This window comes from Flavobacterium indicum GPTSA100-9 = DSM 17447 (assembly GCF_000455605.1).
GTDB classification, from domain to species: domain Bacteria; phylum Bacteroidota; class Bacteroidia; order Flavobacteriales; family Flavobacteriaceae; genus Flavobacterium; species Flavobacterium indicum.
The window spans coordinates 1151636-1172664 of sequence record NC_017025.1 but is presented as its reverse complement, the minus strand read 5'-3'; the positions used below and the strand labels follow the sequence as shown (position 1 = coordinate 1172664).

The 21029-nt window shown below is 31.6% G+C and carries 16 protein-coding genes; 5 read left to right on the top strand and 11 right to left on the bottom strand.

Annotated elements, in window-relative coordinates:
* Window positions 1-69: 69 nt before the first annotated feature.
* The gene (locus KQS_RS05255) at window positions 70-1575 is read right to left on the bottom strand and encodes an aldehyde dehydrogenase family protein (protein WP_014388158.1); all 1506 of its coding nucleotides are present in this window, start codon (window positions 1573-1575) and stop codon (window positions 70-72) included.
* 231 nt (window positions 1576-1806) lie between these two features.
* A complete protein-coding gene (locus KQS_RS05250; protein WP_014388157.1) occupies window positions 1807-3756 on the bottom strand; it encodes a KUP/HAK/KT family potassium transporter in 1950 nt (649 codons plus the stop codon).
* Window positions 3757-3923: 167 nt separating this feature from the next.
* On the opposite strand from KQS_RS05250, the gene pheT reads away from it, so the two are divergent.
* On the top strand, window positions 3924-6356 hold the full coding sequence (gene pheT, locus KQS_RS05245; RefSeq protein ID WP_014388156.1) for a phenylalanine--tRNA ligase subunit beta: 2433 nt from the start codon (window positions 3924-3926) through the stop codon (window positions 6354-6356).
* A 75-nt stretch (window positions 6357-6431) separates the two neighbouring features.
* Here the strand turns inward: pheT and KQS_RS05240 are convergent, their stop codons facing one another.
* The 8 genes from KQS_RS05240 to KQS_RS05205 form a co-directional block, all read right to left on the bottom strand.
* A complete protein-coding gene (locus KQS_RS05240) occupies window positions 6432-6998 on the bottom strand; it encodes a fasciclin domain-containing protein (protein WP_014388155.1) in 567 nt (188 codons plus the stop codon).
* Between the two features lie 123 nt (window positions 6999-7121).
* Window positions 7122-8888, bottom strand: a complete 1767-nt coding sequence (gene rpsA / locus KQS_RS05235; protein WP_014388154.1) for a 30S ribosomal protein S1 — start codon at window positions 8886-8888, stop codon at window positions 7122-7124.
* A 211-nt stretch (window positions 8889-9099) separates the two neighbouring features.
* The gene (cmk, locus tag KQS_RS05230; protein WP_014388153.1) at window positions 9100-9789 is read right to left on the bottom strand and encodes a (d)CMP kinase; all 690 of its coding nucleotides are present in this window, start codon (window positions 9787-9789) and stop codon (window positions 9100-9102) included.
* Between the two features lie 39 nt (window positions 9790-9828).
* Window positions 9829-10845 carry a type IX secretion system protein PorQ gene (porQ, locus tag KQS_RS05225; RefSeq protein WP_014388152.1) on the bottom strand — a complete coding sequence of 339 codons (1017 nt, stop codon included), beginning with the start codon at window positions 10843-10845 and terminating at the stop codon, window positions 9829-9831.
* A 128-nt stretch (window positions 10846-10973) separates the two neighbouring features.
* Window positions 10974-13445 (bottom strand): endopeptidase La, encoded by a 2472-nt coding sequence (gene lon, locus KQS_RS05220; protein ID WP_014388151.1) that lies wholly within the window; start codon window positions 13443-13445, stop codon window positions 10974-10976.
* 190 nt (window positions 13446-13635) lie between these two features.
* A complete protein-coding gene (locus KQS_RS05215; RefSeq protein ID WP_014388150.1) occupies window positions 13636-14430 on the bottom strand; it encodes a hypothetical protein in 795 nt (264 codons plus the stop codon).
* A gap of 32 nt (window positions 14431-14462) precedes the next feature.
* Window positions 14463-15755 (bottom strand): MFS transporter, encoded by a 1293-nt coding sequence (locus KQS_RS05210; protein WP_014388149.1) that lies wholly within the window; start codon window positions 15753-15755, stop codon window positions 14463-14465.
* A gap of 61 nt (window positions 15756-15816) precedes the next feature.
* On the bottom strand, window positions 15817-16629 hold the full coding sequence (locus tag KQS_RS05205) for a M48 family metallopeptidase (RefSeq protein ID WP_014388148.1): 813 nt from the start codon (window positions 16627-16629) through the stop codon (window positions 15817-15819).
* Between the two features lie 133 nt (window positions 16630-16762).
* Here KQS_RS05205 and KQS_RS05200 point away from each other — a divergent pair, with 133 nt between their 5' ends.
* The 4 genes from KQS_RS05200 to msrB all read left to right on the top strand — a co-directional run bounded on the left by KQS_RS05200 (window position 16763) and on the right by msrB (window position 20210).
* Window positions 16763-17623, top strand: coding sequence for an alpha/beta fold hydrolase (locus KQS_RS05200; RefSeq protein WP_014388147.1), 861 nt, complete (start codon window positions 16763-16765; stop codon window positions 17621-17623).
* 58 nt (window positions 17624-17681) lie between these two features.
* On the top strand, window positions 17682-18530 hold the full coding sequence (locus KQS_RS05195; protein ID WP_014388146.1) for a transketolase: 849 nt from the start codon (window positions 17682-17684) through the stop codon (window positions 18528-18530).
* 48 nt (window positions 18531-18578) lie between these two features.
* The gene (locus KQS_RS05190; protein ID WP_014388145.1) at window positions 18579-19532 is read left to right on the top strand and encodes a transketolase family protein; all 954 of its coding nucleotides are present in this window, start codon (window positions 18579-18581) and stop codon (window positions 19530-19532) included.
* A 135-nt stretch (window positions 19533-19667) separates the two neighbouring features.
* Window positions 19668-20210 (top strand): peptide-methionine (R)-S-oxide reductase MsrB, encoded by a 543-nt coding sequence (msrB, locus tag KQS_RS05185; protein WP_014388144.1) that lies wholly within the window; start codon window positions 19668-19670, stop codon window positions 20208-20210.
* A gap of 74 nt (window positions 20211-20284) precedes the next feature.
* Here msrB and KQS_RS05180 read toward each other — a convergent pair whose 3' ends face one another.
* Window positions 20285-20995, bottom strand: a complete 711-nt coding sequence (locus KQS_RS05180; protein WP_014388143.1) for a glycosyltransferase family 2 protein — start codon at window positions 20993-20995, stop codon at window positions 20285-20287.
* Between the last annotated feature and the right edge of the window lie 34 nt (window positions 20996-21029).

Below are 21029 nucleotides of genomic sequence, written 5' to 3'. Positions count from 1 at the left end.
AACACAAACCGCAAATTTCCTAATTAAAGAAAATCTGCGGTTGAAAACTACCCCTTTAAATGAACAATTTTAAAAGAATCCTAACTTATTTTTATTATAAGAAATCAACATGTTTTTTGTTTGACGGTAATGATCTAACATCATTTTATGATTTTCTCTTCCAATACCCGATTGTTTATATCCTCCAAAAGGAGCACCTGCTGGATAAGCGTGGTATTGATTTACCCAAACTCTACCGGCATGAATTGCTCTTGGAACTTGGTACAATTCATGTGCATCTCGCGTCCAAACGCCTGCACCTAAACCATACATAGTATCATTAGCAATTGCAATAGCTTCTTCTGTAGTTTTAAAAGTAGTAACTGCTAAAACTGGACCAAAAATTTCTTCTTGGAAAATACGCATCTTGTTGTGTCCTTTGAATAAAGTAGGTTGAATGTAGTAACCCCCTTCTAAATCACCACCTAAATGATTTACATCACCACCACATAAAAGTTCCGCACCTTCTTCTTTACCTAATTTTATATATGAAAGAATTTTATCTTTTTGAATTTGAGAAGCTTGTGCACCCATCATTACCGTTGGATCAAATGGATTACCTGTTTTAATCGATTTAACTCGTTCAACTACTCTTTCAATAAATTTATCATAAATAGATTCATGAATTAATAAACGAGACGGACAAGTACAAACTTCACCTTGATTTAAAGCAAATAAAGCAACTCCTTCAAGGGCTTTGTCTAAGAATTCGTCATCCGCATCCATGACTGAAGGAAAGAAAATATTTGGTGATTTACCGCCTAATTCTAAAGTTACCGGAATAATATTTTCAGTAGCATACTGCATAACCATTCTTCCTGTAGCCGTTGAACCTGTAAAAGCGGCTTTCGCTACTTTTGGATTCGTGACTAAAGTTCTACCTAACTCTGCACCGAAACCATTCACAATATTTATAACTCCTGCCGGAAGTAAATCTTCAATTAATTCCATTAAAACCATAACAGAGATTGGAGTACTTTCAGCTGGCTTTAATACCACACAATTACCAGCGGCTAAAGCTGGGGCTAATTTCCAAACAGCCATTAAAATAGGAAAATTCCAAGGAATAATTTGAGCGACAACACCGATAGGTTCGTGTACAATAATAGAAACTGTATCTTTATCTAATTCACTTATAGAACCTTCTTCAGCTCTAATCACACTTGCAAAATACCTAAAATGATCAATCGCTAATGGAATGTCAGCAGCCATTGTTTCACGAATAGCTTTCCCATTATCTAATGTTTCTACAGCTGCAATATATTCTAAATTTGCTTCAATTCGATCTGCAATTTTATTTAATAAAATACTACGCTCCGTTTTTGACGTCTGACTCCAAGACTTAAATGCTTCATAAGCCGCATCTACAGCCATTTCAATATCTAATTTTGCAGAATGTCCTGCTTTTGCCATAAGTTTTCCATCAACTGGAGACAACACTTCAAAATATTGACCTGTTGATGGTGCAACCCATTTACCGTTAATATAGTTGTCGTATTTATCCTTTAGCTGTGGACGTTGAATTAAATTACTCATAATTTATTTAGTTTATTTGTTTTACTCAAAATTAGGAGTTCAATTCGGTAAATAGTAGCACAATTATTTCAACTAATAGCACAATTTTATCAATTCAATATTTTTAACACAGTTTAATTATATTAAACAAAAAAAAACTTATTTTTATTTACAATATCAGCAACAAAATAAGCCAAATACCATAAAAAAAGCAGCCTTTAAGCTGCTTTTGTGATTTTATAAATAGAAACATTAGTCTATTCTTCTTAATTTTATTTTTTTACTTTCAGAAATCATTAATGGGAAAGTCTCAATTGTAACCGAACTTGGATCCAATCCAAATGCTTTTTCTTCTGAAAGTCCCATTTTTTTCAATACATTATAAGCATCTAAAATTAGTTTTTCATAGAATGGCAATACATTGTCATAAGAGATAAATTTCTCAATCATAACAAATCTAAAATCTCCAATTATGTTATTTTTATGTAATGAAGTATACCTACTAATAACATCTACTTCACCTTTATCAACCATATCTTTAACTACCATTTTAAACATAGCACTTATTTTTGGTGCCACCCTAAATCCCAGTCTAAAGTCTATACGAATAACGTCGTCGTGGATAAATTCACAAACTCTATATTCCATAGTATAAGGTTCATCAACTACATGAACATGAACAAACCAATACACATCGGCACGTTTAGGTTGGTTATTTAAAATAGAATATAAAATTTTAGATTCAATTTCGTAACGATTATCTGCGCTTGTTAAATATACCAAATTAGTTGCATATTTAGGAACCGTTAAATCTTTACTTAAATCTTCCAGAACAGGTAAATAATTATCTAATTTCTCAAAAACAACATAACGATTTCTAATTTTTCTAGCAAAATACCAAACCATCATAATAGAGAATAAGATGGAAGCAATTATCAAAGTAATGAAACCTCCTTCATGGAATTTACCTAAACTAGAATATAAGAATGCTGATTCAATTACTACATAAGTTGAAATTACCAATAAAATTAAAAACTTATTATACCTTTTAATTATCATGTAATAATTCAACAAAGTAGTTGTCATTAACATGGTTAAAACAATAGCTAAACCATAAGCAGCCTCCATGTATTTTGCTTCTTCAAAATATAAAACGATAAAAATACATCCAGCCCATAACAACCAGTTAATAGAAGGAATATAAATTTGACCTTTTAAATCAGTAGGATATTTAATTTTAACTTTTGGCCAAAAATTCAATCGAATTGCCTCATTTATTAATGTAAATGAACCACTAATTAATGCCTGAGAAGCTACAACAGCAGCAGTTGTTGCAATACCAATACCTATTGGAACAAACCATTGTGGCATAATACCAAAAAATGGATTGTTAATACCTGCTTCCGCCAAAGTACTACCTTCATGATTAATTAACCATGCACCTTGACCTAAATAGTTTAAGATTAAAGCTAATTTAACAAAAATCCAGCTAATTCTTATGTTTTGTTTTCCACAATGTCCTAAATCAGAATATAAAGCTTCAGCACCTGTTGTACATAAAAATACTGCACCTAAATAAACAATACCTCCTTTTGTTGATAATAATTTATAAGCATAATAAGGATTTAAAGAAGATAAAATATCTAAATTTTCAAACATTTTAATAAATCCTAAAACAGCTAACATCCCAAACCATAACAACATTACTGGACCAAAAAATTTACCAATAAATTTAGTCCCAAATTGTTGAATAGCAAACAATAACGTTAAAATTACCAAAACTATAGGCATTGTTTCTATTTCTGGATTTAATGTTTTCAATCCTTCAATAGCAGAAGAAACCGAGATGGGTGGTGTAATAATTCCATCCGCTAATAACGTACTACCACCAATAATTGCAGGAAATAACAACCATTTTATTTTTGCTTTTCGGATTAAAGCATAAAGAGAAAAAATTCCACCTTCTCCATTATTATCCGCTTGTAGCGTTAAAATAACATATTTTACGGTTGTTTGTAAAGTAAGTGTCCAGAAAATACAAGAGATCGCACCTTTAATCACATCAGCATCTATAGCATGAGAACCAATAATTGCATTTAGTACATAAAGTGGAGAAGTACCAATATCTCCGTAAATAATTCCAAGTGTAACTAATAATCCAGCTGCAGACAATTTATGCAGTGAATGACCATTTTTTTCCATTTCAAAATTTAATAAACGAAATACAAAGTTACAAAATGCAAAGATTGGTTGTTAAATAAATCCTAAAAAAATTGTTTCAACTGTTTTTTCCTAACTTTTAAACCAAAAAAAAAGAATCAAATTTAAGTATAATCCATATCTTTGCAATCTTTAAAAAACGAATAAAAATGCGTATTTCATACAATTGGTTAAAACAATTTATTAAAATCGACTGGAAATCAGAAGAAGTATCAGCCTTATTAACAGATTTAGGTTTAGAAGTTGAAGCTGTTGAACCCTTTGAAAGTGTTAAAGGCGGTCTTCAAGGAATAGTTGTTGGTCATGTATTAACATGTGAAAAACATCCTGATGCAGATAAATTAAAAATTACAACTGTTGATTTAGGTGATGGTAATGCTCCTGTTCAAATTGTTTGTGGTGCAAGTAATGTAGCAGCGGGTCAAAAAGTACCTGTTGCCACTATTGGTACGAAATTATTTGACAAAGATGGCAACGCGTTTGAAATAAAAAAAGGAAAAATCAGAGGACAAGAAAGTCATGGAATGATTTGCGCCGAAGATGAAATAGGTCTAGGCGATAGTCATGACGGTATTATGGTACTAGCCGATGATTTAGCTCCTGGAACTCCAGCGAGTAAAGTTTTCAATATTGAAGTTGATGAAGTTTTTGAAATTGGCTTAACTCCCAATCGTGCTGATGCAATGAGTCATATGGGTGTTGCACGTGATTTAAGAGCAGGATTAATACAAAGTAATTTTAACACTGAATTAATCACACCATCTGTGAGCAAATTTAAGGTCGATAAAAGAACTTTAAAAATTGATGTAAAAGTTGAAGATTCTAAATTAGCTCCAAGATATGTAGGTGTAACTATTTCTGGTGTTAATGTAAAACCTTCTCCCAATTGGCTTCAAAATCGTTTAAAAGCAATTGGATTAACTCCAAAAAATAATATTGTAGACGTAACTAATTATGTATTACATGAATTAGGTCAGCCGTTACATGCATTTGATGCGAATAAAATTAAAGGAAATAAGGTTATAGTTAAGACTGTAGAAGCGGGTACTAAATTCACTACTTTAGATGAAGTTGAACGTACTTTACATGAAGAAGACTTGATGATTTGCGATGAATCTGGACCAATGTGTATTGCAGGTGTTTTTGGAGGACTGCATTCTAGTGTTTCTGAAAGCACTACAAATGTATTTTTAGAAAGTGCTTATTTTAATCCAGTATCTATTCGTAAAACTGCAAAAAGACATGGCTTAAGCACCGATGCTTCTTTCCGATTTGAAAGAGGAATTGATCCAGAAATTACTGCTTACGCCTTAAAAAGAGCTGCTCTATTAATTCAAGAAGTTGCGGGTGGAGAAATCACCTCTGACATCATTGATATTTATCCAAAGAAAATGGAAGATTTTAATGTGTTCTTAACTTTTGATAAAGTAAATAAATTAATTGGAGAAGAATTAAAAAAAGAAACAATTAAGAAAATATTAGCTTCTTTAGATATAAAAGTTAATAGTATTTCTGATGCAGGTTTGGGTTTAGTGATTCCATCTTACAGAGTAGACGTACAAAGAGAAGTAGATGTAATTGAGGAAATTTTACGTGTATATGGCTATAATAGCATTAAAATACCAAGTAAAATAAATGCTTCAGTAGCAAACTCTTCTAGGACAGAAGAATTTAAAGTACAAAATATCATTTCAAATCAATTGTGTGCTTTAGGATTTAATGAAATGATGGCTAATTCATTAACGACTTCATCTTACATCGGTATTTCTGAGCAAGTCAAAGAAGAGGAAACTGTTGCCATGTTAAACCCATTAAGTAACGATTTATCTGTTATGCGTCAATCGATGTTGTTTTCTTCATTAGAAGCGGTATCTTATAACATAAACAGAAGAAATACGGATTTAAAACTGTATGAATTTGGTAAAACGTATCATAAAATTGAAGGAGCGTTTGTTGAGAAAAAACACTTAACCCTTACAATTACTGGAAATGCACAAGCTGAAAATTGGAATTTTACGCAAAAACCAAGTGATTTCTTCTTATTCAAAGGCTATGTAATGAGTGTGTTATCTAAATTAAATTTGGATAAAAAAGTAAAAACAATTCCAGTTACTCACGACGTTTTTGCAGAAGGAATAGCTTTAGCAATCGGTGCCGAAATTATTGGTGAAATTGGTACAATTAAAAAATCAGTTTTAAAACATTTTGATGTAAAACAGGAAGTTTATTTTGCCGATTTGAATTGGGAAGCCATTCAAAAATACGTTTCAAATAAAATTAAATTAACCGAAATACCTAAATTTCCAGAAGTTAGAAGAGACTTAGCTTTGTTAGTTGATCAAAATATTACATTTGAACAATTATATGCTATTTCAAAACAAACGGAAAAATCGTTATTAAAAGAAATTAATTTATTTGATGTGTACGAAGGTAAAAACCTACCTGAAGGAAAAAAATCGTATGCCTTAAGTTTTATACTTCAAGACCCTTCAAAAACATTAACTGATACCCAAATTGATAAAATTATGAGTAAATTACAAAGTAATTTCGAATCGCAATTAGGTGCACTATTAAGAAGTTAATTTTTAAACTATATACAATAAAAAACCACGTTCAAAACTAGAACGTGGTTTTTTATTGTATGGTTAAGAAGAGGTTTACGATTTAGGAGTTAAAACAGTATCCACAACATGAATAACCCCATTTTTTTGATTCACGTCAGCAATAGTAACTTTTGCTGAAGAACCATTTTCATCCGTCACATAAACATCATTTCCTTTCATCCAAGCTGTTAATTTACCACCACTTACCGTTTTCAATTCTGCTTTACCATTTCCTTTTTTTATTGCTGCCATTAAATCTTTTGCATTCATTTTACCAGCTACAACATGATACGTCAAAATAGTTTGTAATAATTTTTTATTTTCTGGTTTTAATAAAGTTTCAACCGTACCAGCAGGTAACTTTTCGAAGGCTGAATTAACTGGAGCAAACACAGTAAAAGGCCCGTCAGATTGAAGTGTAGCAACTAAATCAGCAGCTTTTACTGCAGCAACTAAAGTGGTATGATCTTTAGAATTGACAGCATTTTCAACAATGTTTTTTGAGGGATACATTGGTGCTCCACCAACAGTTACTGTTTTTTCTTTTTGAGCAAATGCTTCTGTACTAGCAAATAATGTGAATGCTAAAGCTACAACTGATACAAATTTTCTTGTTTTCATAATACTATTATTTTATTGATTATATTTTTACTTACGGAAAAGTTTATGAGTTGGTTTTATAAAATAAAAAAAAATCCCAATCAAAAATGATTGGGATTTTAGTTTATTAAGAAAATTGGAAAATTATTTTTCTCCTTTTTCCATTTTAGCTTTTAATTCAGCTAAAGCATCGATATCTCCTAATGTAGATTTCTCAGCTTGAGTTGAAGTAGTAACTTTAGCCTCAGCCTCTTTAACTACTTTTTCCTCTTCTTCTCTGAAGATAGCTGTGTGAGAAGCAACAATTCTTTTGAATTCTTTATTGAACTCAATTACTTTGAATTCTGCAGTATCACCTTTTTTCAATTTTTTACCATCTTCTTTCTCTAAGTGACGTGTTGGAACAAAACCTTGTACATTATCACCAAAATCAACAGTTGCACCTTTGTCAACCATTTCAGTAACAGTACCATTATGAACAGTTCCTAATCCGAAGTTAGCTTCTACTTTATCCCAAGGGTTTTCAGTAGTTTGTTTATGACCTAAAGATAATTTTCTACCTTCAACATCTAATTCTAATACAACAACATCTAACTTATCACCTACATTTACAAATTCAGATGGGTGTTTGATTTTCTTAGTCCAAGATAAATCAGAGATGTACACTAAACCGTCAATTCCTTCTTCTAACTCAACGAAAATTCCGAAGTTAGTAAAGTTTCTAACGATACCTGTGTGTTTAGAACCTACAGGATATTTAGCAGTGATATCTGTCCAAGGATCAGTAGTCATTTGTTTGATACCTAAAGACATTTTTCTTTCTTCTCTATCTAAAGTTAAGATAACCGCTTCTACCTCATCACCAACTTTTACGAAGTCTTGAGCACTTCTTAAGTGAGTTGACCATGACATTTCAGAAACGTGGATTAATCCTTCAACACCTTCAGCTACTTCAATGAAAGCACCGTAATCAGCTAAAACAACTACTTTACCTTTTACTTTATCTCCAACTTTTAAGTTAGCATCTAAAGCATCCCAAGGATGAGCATTTAATTGTTTTAAACCTAATTGAATACGAGTTTTCTCATCATCAAAGTCTAAGATTACTACGTTTAATTTTTGGTCTAATTCTAAAACTTCAGATGGGTGGTTAATTCTTGACCAAGATAAGTCAGTGATGTGGATTAATCCGTCAACACCTCCTAAGTCAATGAATACACCATAAGAAGTAATGTTTTTAACAACACCTTCTAATACTTGACCTTTTTCTAACTGACCGATAATTTCTTTTTTCTGAACTTCGATATCAGCTTCGATTAACGCTTTGTGAGATACTACTACGTTTTTGAACTCATGGTTAATTTTAACCACTTTGAATTCCATAGTTTTGTTCACATATTGATCGTAATCACGGATAGGTTTAACATCGATTTGAGAACCTGGTAAGAATGCTTCAATACCAAATACGTCAACGATCATACCGCCTTTAGTTCTGCATTTAACGAAACCATTAACGATTTCTCCAGACTCGTTAGCAGCAATAACTCTATCCCATGCTTTGATTGTTCTAGCTTTTTTGTGAGATAATACTAATTGACCTGATTTATCTTCTCTAACGTCGATTAATACTTCTACTTTGTCACCCACTTTTAAGTTCGGGTTGTAACGGAACTCATTTAAAGAAATAGCACCTTCAGATTTAGCGTTAATATCAACGATAGCATCTCTATCTGTTAATCTTACCACTACACCTTCTACCACTTCTTCATCACCTGTAGAAATGAAAGTTTTAGTTACTAATTCTTCAAATTCTTGAAGATTTTTTTCGTCAATAGCATCAATTCCTTCTGCGTAATTATGCCAGTTAAATGAATTTAAGAACTCTTGTTGTTCTTTGTTAATTTCAGCCATGCTGATAATAAATTTGTATGCTGTGTTTGTTTGCGTTTTTGAAATACAGATTAAAACATCAGCAGTGTTTTTACTTAATTATTTGATTCCCAATTGAAAACGCTACTCTGTCAAAAGGTGTGCAAAGATAATCATTTTTTGTGATTTGCAAACATTTTTTTAAGTAAAAAGTACAGTATAAATTAAGGGTAACAACGATTAAAATCTGCGATTACTTACCTAGTTTTTCTTTAACCAATGTAATTACCACATCAAATTGTTCTTGTTTAGACATAGAAGAATTGTCTATTTCAATAGCATCATCAGCTTTTACTAAGGGAGAATCATCACGATGTGTGTCAATATAATCGCGTTCTTCTACATTTTGCAACACTTCTTCAAACGACACTTGTTGTCCTTTTTCAATTAATTCATCATAACGTCGTTGTGCTCGGGTTACAGATGAAGCCGTCATGAATAATTTCAATTCAGCATCAGGAAAAACAACTGTTCCAATATCCCTCCCATCCATAACAACTCCTTTGTCTTTTCCCATTGCCTGCTGTTGTTCGACTAATTTTGCTCGGACTTCTGAAATTTCGGCCACTTTACTTACTAATCGAGAAACTTCAATTGTACGAATTTGTTGTTCAACATTTTCACCATTAACATACATTTCTGCAAAACCTAATCCCTCATTAAAATTAAATTTTAGTGAAATTAACGGTAATTCTTTAATCAATCCTTCTTTATTTAAATGATTTTCAGAAACCAAATCATGTTGCATAGCATAATAAGTTATCCCTCTATACATAGCTCCCGTATCAACATAAACATAACCTAATTCTTTAGCTAGTTGCTTTGCTAATGTACTTTTTCCTGTAGACGAAAATCCATCTAACGCAATGGTAATTTTTTTCATAAAAAATAAAATTCTATAATATAATAAACTTCAACGATTCTATTGAAGATTGATTGTTACTCCAAATATACTTGAATTGGCTGCAACCGTGTATCGTGCATAAGAATAATCAATTCGAACGGTATTAAATCGTAAACTAAAACCAGCAGAAATACCCGAAAAATTTCGTTGGTCAATGATATTTAACTCTTGACCTCTTCTAAAATTATAACCCAATCGAATATTAAATGCTTTTTCCGGAAACAATTCCGCCCCCATAATTACATGTCGCAACGCATTATTAAAAAAGGATACTTTTTCTTCTGTAGTAGTGCCATCGAGTGACGATTCTGCTCTATTAGGATTGGAAAAAGCGATGTTCCATTGTTGCAAATTTTCTAACGTAACATGCCATCGAATAGGTACATTTTCCATCAATTGAGAAATTCCCGCATCTATTTCAAAGGGTAATTTTTCTCTAGTTGACTCATAAGGTTTTATTTGATAACCCATATTACGAAGTGATAATCCAAAATTGATATCATTTTTTTCATCTATATACAAAAATCCAATATCTGAAGCTACTCCAAATGAATTATAACTCTCTAAAGCAGAGGTAATAAATTTTACATTTGCACCAACGTACAAATTAGTCCAAGGCACATTATAAGAATAACCAAGAGACAAAGCTCCTTCAGTTCCAGTAAAAGAACCTGTTTTGTTACCCAATTCATCATAGCCATCAAAATTACCATAATTTATAAAATTTGCTCCAACATGTAAAGTTTGAACATGCCTGTCCCAAGTATAGGCATAAGCCGCTGTACCATAGGAAACTTCACCATAATAATTACTGTAATTAGTAGAAAGATGATTATCCATTTTTGGATTTATTGTAGCTGGATTATACATAGCTTGATTAACATCATAATCCACAATAGTAACTGTTTTACCTCCCATTGCAGCTTGTCTGGGAGATTGCACTAAGTTTAAAAATTGATATACTGATTGACCGCCTATTTGTGCATAAACAGGTGTTGCAATAACAATCAATAACCATGTAATTTTTCTTAGCATATTTTTATATACGTAATACAACGCAAATGCGAAGATAAAATTATAAATCTGATTGAAAAAATTTAGTTTTTGAGTTTCAAATTATTTATAAACAAAAAGACCAACTATGAAGTTGGTCTTTTCATCTGTTATTTAGATTCTTTTTTAACTTCAAAAAGAACTGGATTTTTTACTTTTTGATTGGTTATAGCAATATCAATTACTTCTTTCATAGAATCAACGTAATGAAACGTTAACCCTTCAATATAATTTGGATTAATTTCTTCTATATCGCGTTTGTTTTCTTTACAAAGAATAATTTCTTTAATATTGGCTCTTTTTGCTGCTAAAATTTTCTCTTTAATTCCACCCACAGGTAATACTTTACCTCTTAGTGTAATTTCTCCAGTCATGGCAATTGATTTTTTGACACGTTTTTGTGTAAAACTAGACACCATTGATGTCAACATCGCAATACCAGCACTTGGTCCGTCTTTAGGAGTAGCACCTTCAGGTACGTGAATATGAATATTGTAATTGGATAAAACCTCCGAATCAATTCCTAAAGAAGTGGCATTTGCTTTGATATATTCTAAAGCAATAGTAACCGACTCTTTCATAACAGTACCTAAGTTTCCTGTCATTGTCATTCCGCCTTTTCCTTTAGAAATCAATGATTCAATAAATAAGATATCACCTCCAACTGAAGTCCAAGCTAAACCTGTAACTACACCTGCAGTATCGTTATTTTCATATTTATCGCGTTCCATTCGAGGCGCTTTTAATACTTCTAAAATATCAGCATCCGTAACTTTTACATTATACGGTTCATCCATAGCAACTGATTTTGCTGCATGTCGAACCATTTCTGCTATTTTTTTATCTAAACCACGCACCCCTGATTCACGCGTATATCCAACAACAATTTTTTCTAATTGTTTTTTTCCAATTTGCAAATCTTTGTTCGTTAAACCATGTTCTTTTAATTGTTTTGGCACTAAATAATTTTTAGCGATTTCAATTTTTTCTTCAATGGTATACCCCGTCATGTTAATAATTTCCATTCTATCGCGCAGAGCAGGTTGAATAGTAGACAAACTATTAGAAGTGGCGATGAACATTACTTTTGATAAATCATATCCTAATTCTAAGAAATTATCATGAAAATCATTATTTTGTTCTGGATCCAACACTTCTAACAAAGCAGAAGAAGGATCTCCATTATGACTTACAGATAATTTATCAATTTCATCTAATACAAAAACCGGATTTGATGTTTTTGCTTTTTTTATCGATTGAATAATTCTACCTGGCATTGCCCCAATGTAGGTCTTTCTATGCCCACGAATTTCAGCCTCGTCTCGTAATCCACCTAAAGATATACGTACATACTCTCTACCTAAGGCTTCAGCTATAGACTTTCCAATGGATGTTTTACCAACTCCAGGAGGACCATACAAACACAGAATAGGAGATTTCATATCATTTCGAAGTTTCAAAACAGCTAAATGTTCAATGATACGCTTTTTTACATCTTCTAATCCGAAATGATCGCGATCTAAAATTTGTTTCGCTCGTTTTAAATCGAAATTATCTTTAGAAAATTCATTCCAAGGCAATTCAAGAAACAATTCTAAATAATTTCGTTGAATACCAAAATCTGGCGAATTTGGATTGGTACGTTGTAATTTAGAAATTTCTTTATCGTAATGTTCCGCGGTTTTAGCATCCCATTTTTTAGATTTCGCCTTTTTACGCATTTCTTCGATTTCCGCTTCATGAGAAACACCACCCAATTCTTCTTGGATTTGTTTCATTTGTTGTTGCAAGAAATATTCGCGTTGTTGTTGATCTAAATCAAAGCGAACTTTAGATTGAATATCGTTACGCAATTCAAGTTTTTGCAATTCTAGATTCATGTAACGCAACGTTTCTAATGCACGCTCTTTTAAATCTACAATTGAAAGTAATTGTTGTTTTTCTTCTACATTTAAATTCATGTTAGAAGACACAAAATTGATTAAAAAGGCACTACTTTCAATATTCTTTATTGCAAAAGAAGCTTCAGTTGGAATATTTGGACTTTCCTTAATGATTTGAAGAGACATCTCTTTTATTGATTCAACAATAGTTTCGAATTCTGAATCTTTTTTTTCAGGTCTTACCTCTTCATATGATTTGATTGTTGCTTTAAAATAAGGATCTTCTTGTGTAAATTCATCAATTTCGAAACGTTTTTTACCTTGTAGAATAACGGTAATATTTCCATCTGGCATTTTTAAAACACGCATGATTCGTGCAACAGTTCCAATATGATGAATTTCATTGTTTTTGGGATCTTCTACTGTTTCATCTTTTTGAGCAACTACCCCAATTACTTTAGAACCAGCATTGGCATCATTTAATAATTTAATAGATTTATCTCTTCCAGCAGTAATTGGTATTACAACTCCTGGAAACAAAACAGTGTTTCGTAATGGTAAAATAGGTAAGTCGGCTGGTAAAGCTTCATTGTTCATTTCTTCTTCATCTTCTGGCGTCATTAAAGGAATTAAATCTGCTTCATGATCCATTTCTTGAAGTGACAAATTGTCAAGCGTTAGAATTTTATGATTTGGCATGTGAATATATAAGTCATTATGTCATTAATACAATTTTGTAAAGTTACTTAATATAATTGTTAATTACTGTTAAAGTCAATAAAATCAACCTTTCAAGTAAAAATTACATATTAATAAGTCAAGATTTATGCCATAAAAAAAGTCAAACTCAATAGTTTGACTTTTTATTGTGTAATTTATAATTGAAAGATTAATTCAAAATATAATCTGTTAAAACAGATGTACTTGTTGTTCCAGCATTAACCGTTTCACTTTTTATTATCCCTACGTTTTTTGCAAACCAATAGGTTGTTGTAAGATTTGTTGCTGTTGGATTACCTGTAATAACTACAGTTTGAGCAATTGACAATTTAATTACATTTGTAAAAGTTTCACCATCAACAATTTCTGTTAATCCTGTACCCAAAATTGTTCCAACATAATTAGAATTCGTGGTAGCACTTGGTAAGGAAATACCACCTCCAGAATAACTAGTTGTTTGCGTATAACTTCCATTCCAAGTTTGACCCACTGATAAATAATCTTTTAATACTAAAAATTCGAAGTCACTTTGATTGGCTGTAATTCCACCACCAATATTTGCTGAAGAAGAATATACTTTAATATAATAATCTCCAGAACCTTTTCTCATACCCATAGCAGCAGTTCCAGAAACTTGAGTTCCTTGTCCTAAAATACTATTAAAATTATAATATGTGTAACCATTAAGTGAAGAAGTAGAAACAATTTTCATTTGTTGAGAAGCCGCCCCATTAGTAGAAAAAGACCAAGTATTATTTAGAGCTGCAGGCCAATAATCACCTGAAGAAGTGTTTCCGCCTCCGCCAGAATTACCACCTCCGCCAGAATTACCGCCTCCGCCAGAATTATTATTCGTTGAATTAGCCCCTAATAAAGATGAATCTAGAGGTTCATTTTCGCAAGAAATAAACGAAAAAGAAACTATTACTAAAAATAGTGAAATTAGATTTTTAAAATTTTTCATTTTTTTATTTAAGTTTTGAATGCCAAATATACTTATTTTTTTACATCCATTCGATAGAGTAATAAAAATCCTATTGCAAAAAATACAATTAAGAATAAAATAGCATTTTGCATTTTTCCAGTTATATCTGCAATAAAACCGTAGGTAAACATACCAATTACAATTCCTATTTTTTCTGCCACATCGTAGAAACTAAAAAAAGAAGTGGTATCGACTACATCTTGTGGTATTAATTTTGAATACGTAGATCTTGATAAAGACTGTATACCCCCCATTACAATACCAACCAAACTAGCAGCTATATAAAAATCAACGGGGGTGACCACAAAATAAGCATCGATACAAATTAAAATCCAAAGAAAATTAATAACCATTAGAACTTTAATATTTCCAAATTTAGCTGACGCTTTACTAGTTAAAAAAGCACCAACTACTGCAATGAGTTGAATTAATAATATACTGATAATCAAACCTGTTGTTCGTTCAGAATCACTACCCCATTGCACTTCTTTTTCTCCAAAATAGGCTGCTATAATCATCACTGTTTGTACGGCCATACTATAGATAAAAAAAGCCCCTAAATATCTTTTTAATTGTGTTAAGGTTTTAATTTGACTCCAAACTTTTTTTAATTCTCTAAATCCTTTAAAAACAACATCTTTATGCATTTTTTTCCCAGTCAATACATTGGGTAAATAGTTATAGGTGTACTGACTAAAACCTAACCACCATATACCTACCATCAAAAAAGAATAACGCATCATTTGCATTTTCAGTGTATCTGGTGCAAGCATAACCATAGCTAAATTTATAACAAGTAGTACAACACTACCGATATACCCCATGCTAAAACCTTTAGCACTGATAGCATCTTGTTGCTCGGGAAAAGCAATATCTGGCAGATAAGAATTATAAAAAACTAAACTTCCCCAAAAACCTATTAGGGCTAATACATAACACGTTAATCCAAAATATAAATATTCTAGATTAAAGAAATACAACAACATACATGAAATACTTCCCATATAACAAAAGAACTTCATGAAAAATTTTTTATTTCCTAAATAATCAGCAATTCCTGATAATATAGGTGATGTAAAAGCAATAATTAAAAATCCAAATGAAGTAATATAACTAATTATGGTTTCTCCAGTTTTATCCATACCAAAGAATGAAATGGTTTCGGAACCACTTTGTCTGAATAATTGTCCAAAAAACAGGGGGAAAATTGAAGATGAAATAACTAAGGCATATACTGAGTTTGCCCAATCATAAAAAGCCCACGCATTAAGCAGTTTACGACTTCCTTTTTTAAGTTTTTGCATAGTGTAAAATAAAAAAATCCCGATAGAAATCGGGATTCAAATATACTATTTTTATTAAAAATTACTTAAATGTAACTCCATATTTTGCAGCTTCAGCTTTAGCTTGAGGGATTAAAGCTTGTAAATCCTTAATACGTGTTTCATTACTAGGATGTGTACTCAAAATTTCAGGCGTTGAACTACTTCCCATTGCCGACATTCTTTCCCACAATTTTACAGCATTTTCAGGATTATAACCAGCAATAGCCATTAATGTTAAGCCAATCATATCAGCTTCACTTTCGTGTGCTCTACTAAATGGCAACATAGCACCAACATTAGAACCAACACCATAAGCTTGCATTATTAACTGTTGCGTTTGTTCACTTTGCCCTCCTACTGCAATTGCTGTCCCAGCAGCGCCTAATTGTTGTAATAAACCGGCACTCATTCTTTGTTGACCATGGTTTGCCAATGCGTGAGCAACTTCATGTCCCATTACTGCTGCAATTCCAGCATCATCTTTACAAACGGGTAAAATTCCAGTGTAAAAAACTATTTTTCCTCCTGGCATACACCAAGCATTTAATTCTTTACTGTCAACTAATTTGTATTCCCAAGCATAATCTTTTAAATAATCAGCATTACCATTAGCCGTTAAATATCGTTCTGCTGCAGTCTTAATTTTCATTCCAACATTTTCAATACGTTTAGCATCAGCAGTTCCAGTAATCACTTTATTTTCAGACAAAAATTGACTATATTGCTGAAAAGAAGATGGAAAAATTTGACTATTTGGCACTAATGCCATAGTATTTTTACCTGTAAACGGATTCTTTGCACAAGCAACAACTAATAATCCCAAAGCGGCACTAATTTTTAAAACTTTATTCATTGAAAACAGATTTTAATTTATTGATACAAATATACAACATTTAGAGCTGTAATAGTTATATAATTTTAAAATATCCTTACAAAACTTATACCAATTACTTAGCATTAATTCTTAATTTTGTCAAAAAAAAATCATGCCCAATAAGAAAAAACAAATTGATGCTAGAATTCCGAAGTCAATAATTAGAATTGCTAAAATTTTACATTTAATTTCTCCAGCATTAGCAGAAAAATTTGCTCGAAAATTATTTATTACACCTATAAAGTATCCCATTCCAAAACGTGAAATTCACATGGAAGAAGCTTCTATACAATCAACAATTCATATTCCAAACATTAAAAAAGACATCGTAGTTTATGAATATGGGCAATCAAACAAAAAGGTACTTTTAATACATGGTTGGTCTGGAAGAGGAACTCAATTGGTAAAAATTGCTGATGAGTTATTAGAAAACGGCTATTCAACTATAAGCTTTGATGCACCTGCTCATGGCAAATCAGGTTCAAAAACCACAATTATGATTGAATTCATTGAGTGCATCTTAGAATTAGAAAAAAAATTCGGGCCTTTTGAATTTGGTATAGCACATTCTTTAGGAGCTATGGCCTTATTGAATGCCGTTAAAAGAGGATTACAAATAAAGAAAGGTGTAATCATTGGAAGTGGAAATAGCGTGTTAGAAATTTTAGATGAGTTTGTACATAGAATTGGGCTTCCAAAATCAATTGCAGAAAAAATGAAACAATCATTTGAAAGTCAATATAAATTTGAAATGGAAAGCTTATCCGCTTATATTGCTGCAAAAGATGTACACATTCCAATTTTAGTTATACACGACAACCAAGATTATGATGTACCTGTACATGCAGCACATGCTATTGCTGAAAATTTAACAAATCATGAATTAATCATAACTAATGAATTAGGGCATAGAAAAATTTTAGGCGATAAAAGTGTTATCCATGCATTACTTTCATTTTTACTCCGTAAATAATTTTTAATCAAATTAGTTTTTCCAATTAATTCGAATTATTTTTGCAAAAATTTTTTTTATGACACAACAAATTTCTTATTTAGAAGACTTTACAACTCAAGTTAGAAGGGATATTTTAAGAATGGTACATGCAGTAAATTCTGGTCACCCAGGAGGTTCACTAGGATGTGCTGAATTTTTAGTAGTTCTTTACCAAAATTTAATGAAAAGAAACGAAGGATTTGATATGAATGGTATCAATGAAGACCTTTTCTTTTTATCAAACGGACATATTTCACCTGTTTTTTACAGTGTATTAGCAAGAAGTGGTTATTTTCCAGTTTCAGAATTAAGTACTTTTAGAAAATTAAATTCAAGATTACAAGGTCACCCTACCACTCATGAAGGATTAGAAGGAATTCGTATGGCTTCTGGATCTTTAGGACAAGGACTTTCTGTAGCCATTGGAGCAGCTCAGGCTAAAAAGTTAAATAACGATTCTAATTTAGTTTATGTATTAACTGGTGATGGAGAATTACAAGAAGGTCAAAACTGGGAAGCGATTATGTATGCTTCTGCAAAAAATGTAGATAATTTAATTGCTGTAGTAGATTATAATGGCCAACAAATTGATGGTTCTACTAATGATGTATTGTCTTTAGGAAATTTAAAAGCAAAATTTGAAGCTTTTGATTGGGATGTTTTAGAAATTAAAGAAGGAAATAACATTGAAGCAATTATTTCTGGCATGAATGAAGCTAAAGCAAAAACCGGTAATAAAAAACCTATTTGCGTTTTGTTACATACAATGATGGGTAATGGCGTTGACTTTATGATGCATACACACGCTTGGCATGGTAAAGCTCCAAATGATGAGCAATTAGCAAATGGTTTAGCTCAAAATCCAGAAACTTTAGGTGATTATTAATAGATTAATTAAAGTAATTTATTTAATTAATTTTGACAATACAACAAAATGAAAAAATACGAAAATCAAGGTAGTAAAGATACACGTTCAGGATTTGGTGCTGGAATGACCGAATTAGGACAAAAAAATGAAAATGTAGTAGCACTTTGTGCGGACTTAATTGGTTCATTAAAATTTGATGATTTCAAAAAAAATCATCCAGAGCGTTTTTTCCAAATTGGAATTGCTGAAGCTAACATGATTGGAATTGCAGCCGGATTAACTATTGGTGGCAAAATTCCGTTTACAGGTACTTTTGCCAACTTTTCAACTGGAAGAGTATACGACCAAATTCGTCAATCTGTTGCCTATTCTGATAAAAATGTAAAAATATGTGCTTCTCACGCAGGACTGACTTTAGGTGAAGATGGTGCAACACATCAAATTTTAGAAGACATCGGTTTAATGAAAATGTTACCGGGTATGACTGTTATTAATACTTGTGATTACAACCAAACAAAAGCGGCTACAATTGCATTAGCCAATCATCATGGTCCGGCTTACTTACGTTTTGGTCGTCCAGTAGTACCTAATTTTACACCTGCTGATGAACCTTTTGTAATTGGAAAAGCAATTGTATTAAATGAAGGTTCAGATGTGACTATTATTGCAACTGGGCATTTAGTTTGGGAAGCTTTAATTGCAGCAGAAAAATTAGAAGCAGAAGGCATTTCAGCAGAAGTAATCAACATTCACACTATTAAACCTTTAGATGAAGAAGCGATTTTAAAATCTGTGAAAAAAACAGGTTGTGTGGTAACTGCTGAAGAACATAACATAATTGGTGGTTTAGGAGAAAGCGTTTCTAGAACTTTAGTTGCTAATCATTTAGTACCTCAAGAATTTGTAGCAGTAAATGATAGTTTTGGAGAAAGTGGAACACCAGACCAATTAATGGAAAAATATGGTTTAAATAGTGCTTCAATAATTGAAAAAGCTAAAAAAGTTATAACTAGAAAATAATTTAGTTCAGCCAAATAAAAATAAAACCACGATTCAGTCGTGGTTTTTTTATTAACAACTGTTATAATTTTGCTAAAAAATAAAGGTTAAAAACCATGAACGTATTTTTTTCGTAACTTTAATAAAACAAATGCTATGAAAAAGATTTTGTTAAGTTGTTTGATGTTTACATTTTTCTCTTGTGAATCGCAAACCAAAAAAATAGAACAATCAAATTCAAAACAACCATTTAAAACAGAAGCACTTAAAGAAAGTGATTTAAACAAAGATATTCAAACTATGAAATTTGAAATTACAAAATCTGAAGAAGATTGGAAAAAACAATTATCGGCAGATGAATATGCTGTTTTAAGAGAAAAAGGAACGGAACGTCCGTATACTGGTGAATACGATAAGCATTTTGAAAAAGGACATTATGTTTGTGCTGCTTGTGAAAATCCCTTATTTACCTCTGAAACTAAATTTGATTCGCACTGTGGTTGGCCTTCTTTTGATGCTGCCATTAAAGGTTCTGTAATTTATGAAAAAGACACAAGTTATGGTATGCAACGTGTGGAAGTGATGTGTGCGAAATGTGGTGGACATTTAGGTCATGTTTTTGATGACGGACCAAGTAAAACTACGGGAATGCGATATTGTACAAATTCAGTCTCCATAAAATTTATACCTGAAAAATAGAATTATTTTAATTCTGGTTTGTAACGAAAAACACTGGTTCTTTTTTAGCCGGTGTTTTTCCATTTTAAAGCAATTTATTTAAATATTCCATATTTTAAAATACAATAGATAGCTCTAAATCCGTCTTTCCAATTAATTTTTTTTCCTTCTTCATAGGTTCTTCCGTAATAGGAAATCCCTACTTCATAAATTCTAATTTTTGGAACACGAGCAATTTTAATAGTTACTTCAGGTTCAAAACCAAAGCGGTTTTCTTTTAAAGCTATAGATTTCAAAATTTTTGCATCAAACAATTTATAACAAGTTTCCATATCTGTTAAATTCAAGTTGGAAAACATATTACATAAAAAAGTTAATATTTTATTTCCAATGGTATGCCAAAAAAACAAAACTCGATGTGCATTACCACCCATAAAACGGGAACCATAAACCACATCTGCATAACCCTCTAAAACAGGTTTCAATAAAATTTCATATTCATGAGGGTCGTATTCTAAATCTGCATCTTGTATAACGATATAATCACCTGTAGCTTCTTGTATTCCCACTCGTAACGCTTTTCCTTTCCCTTGATTTATGCCTTGTCGAATTAAACGCATATTTTCATTTGTATGCATTTGAATGTAATCCGCTATAACTTCAATCGAATGATCAGAAGAACCATCATCAACCAAAATTATTTCTTTAGTCATTTGATTGGGTAACACAACTGCTCTAATTTTATCTAAAATCTGATAAATAGTAGCTGCTTCATTATAAACGGGAATTATAATTGATAATGTCATTCGGCTAATTGCTTTGGTAGGACAAATTAAGTTT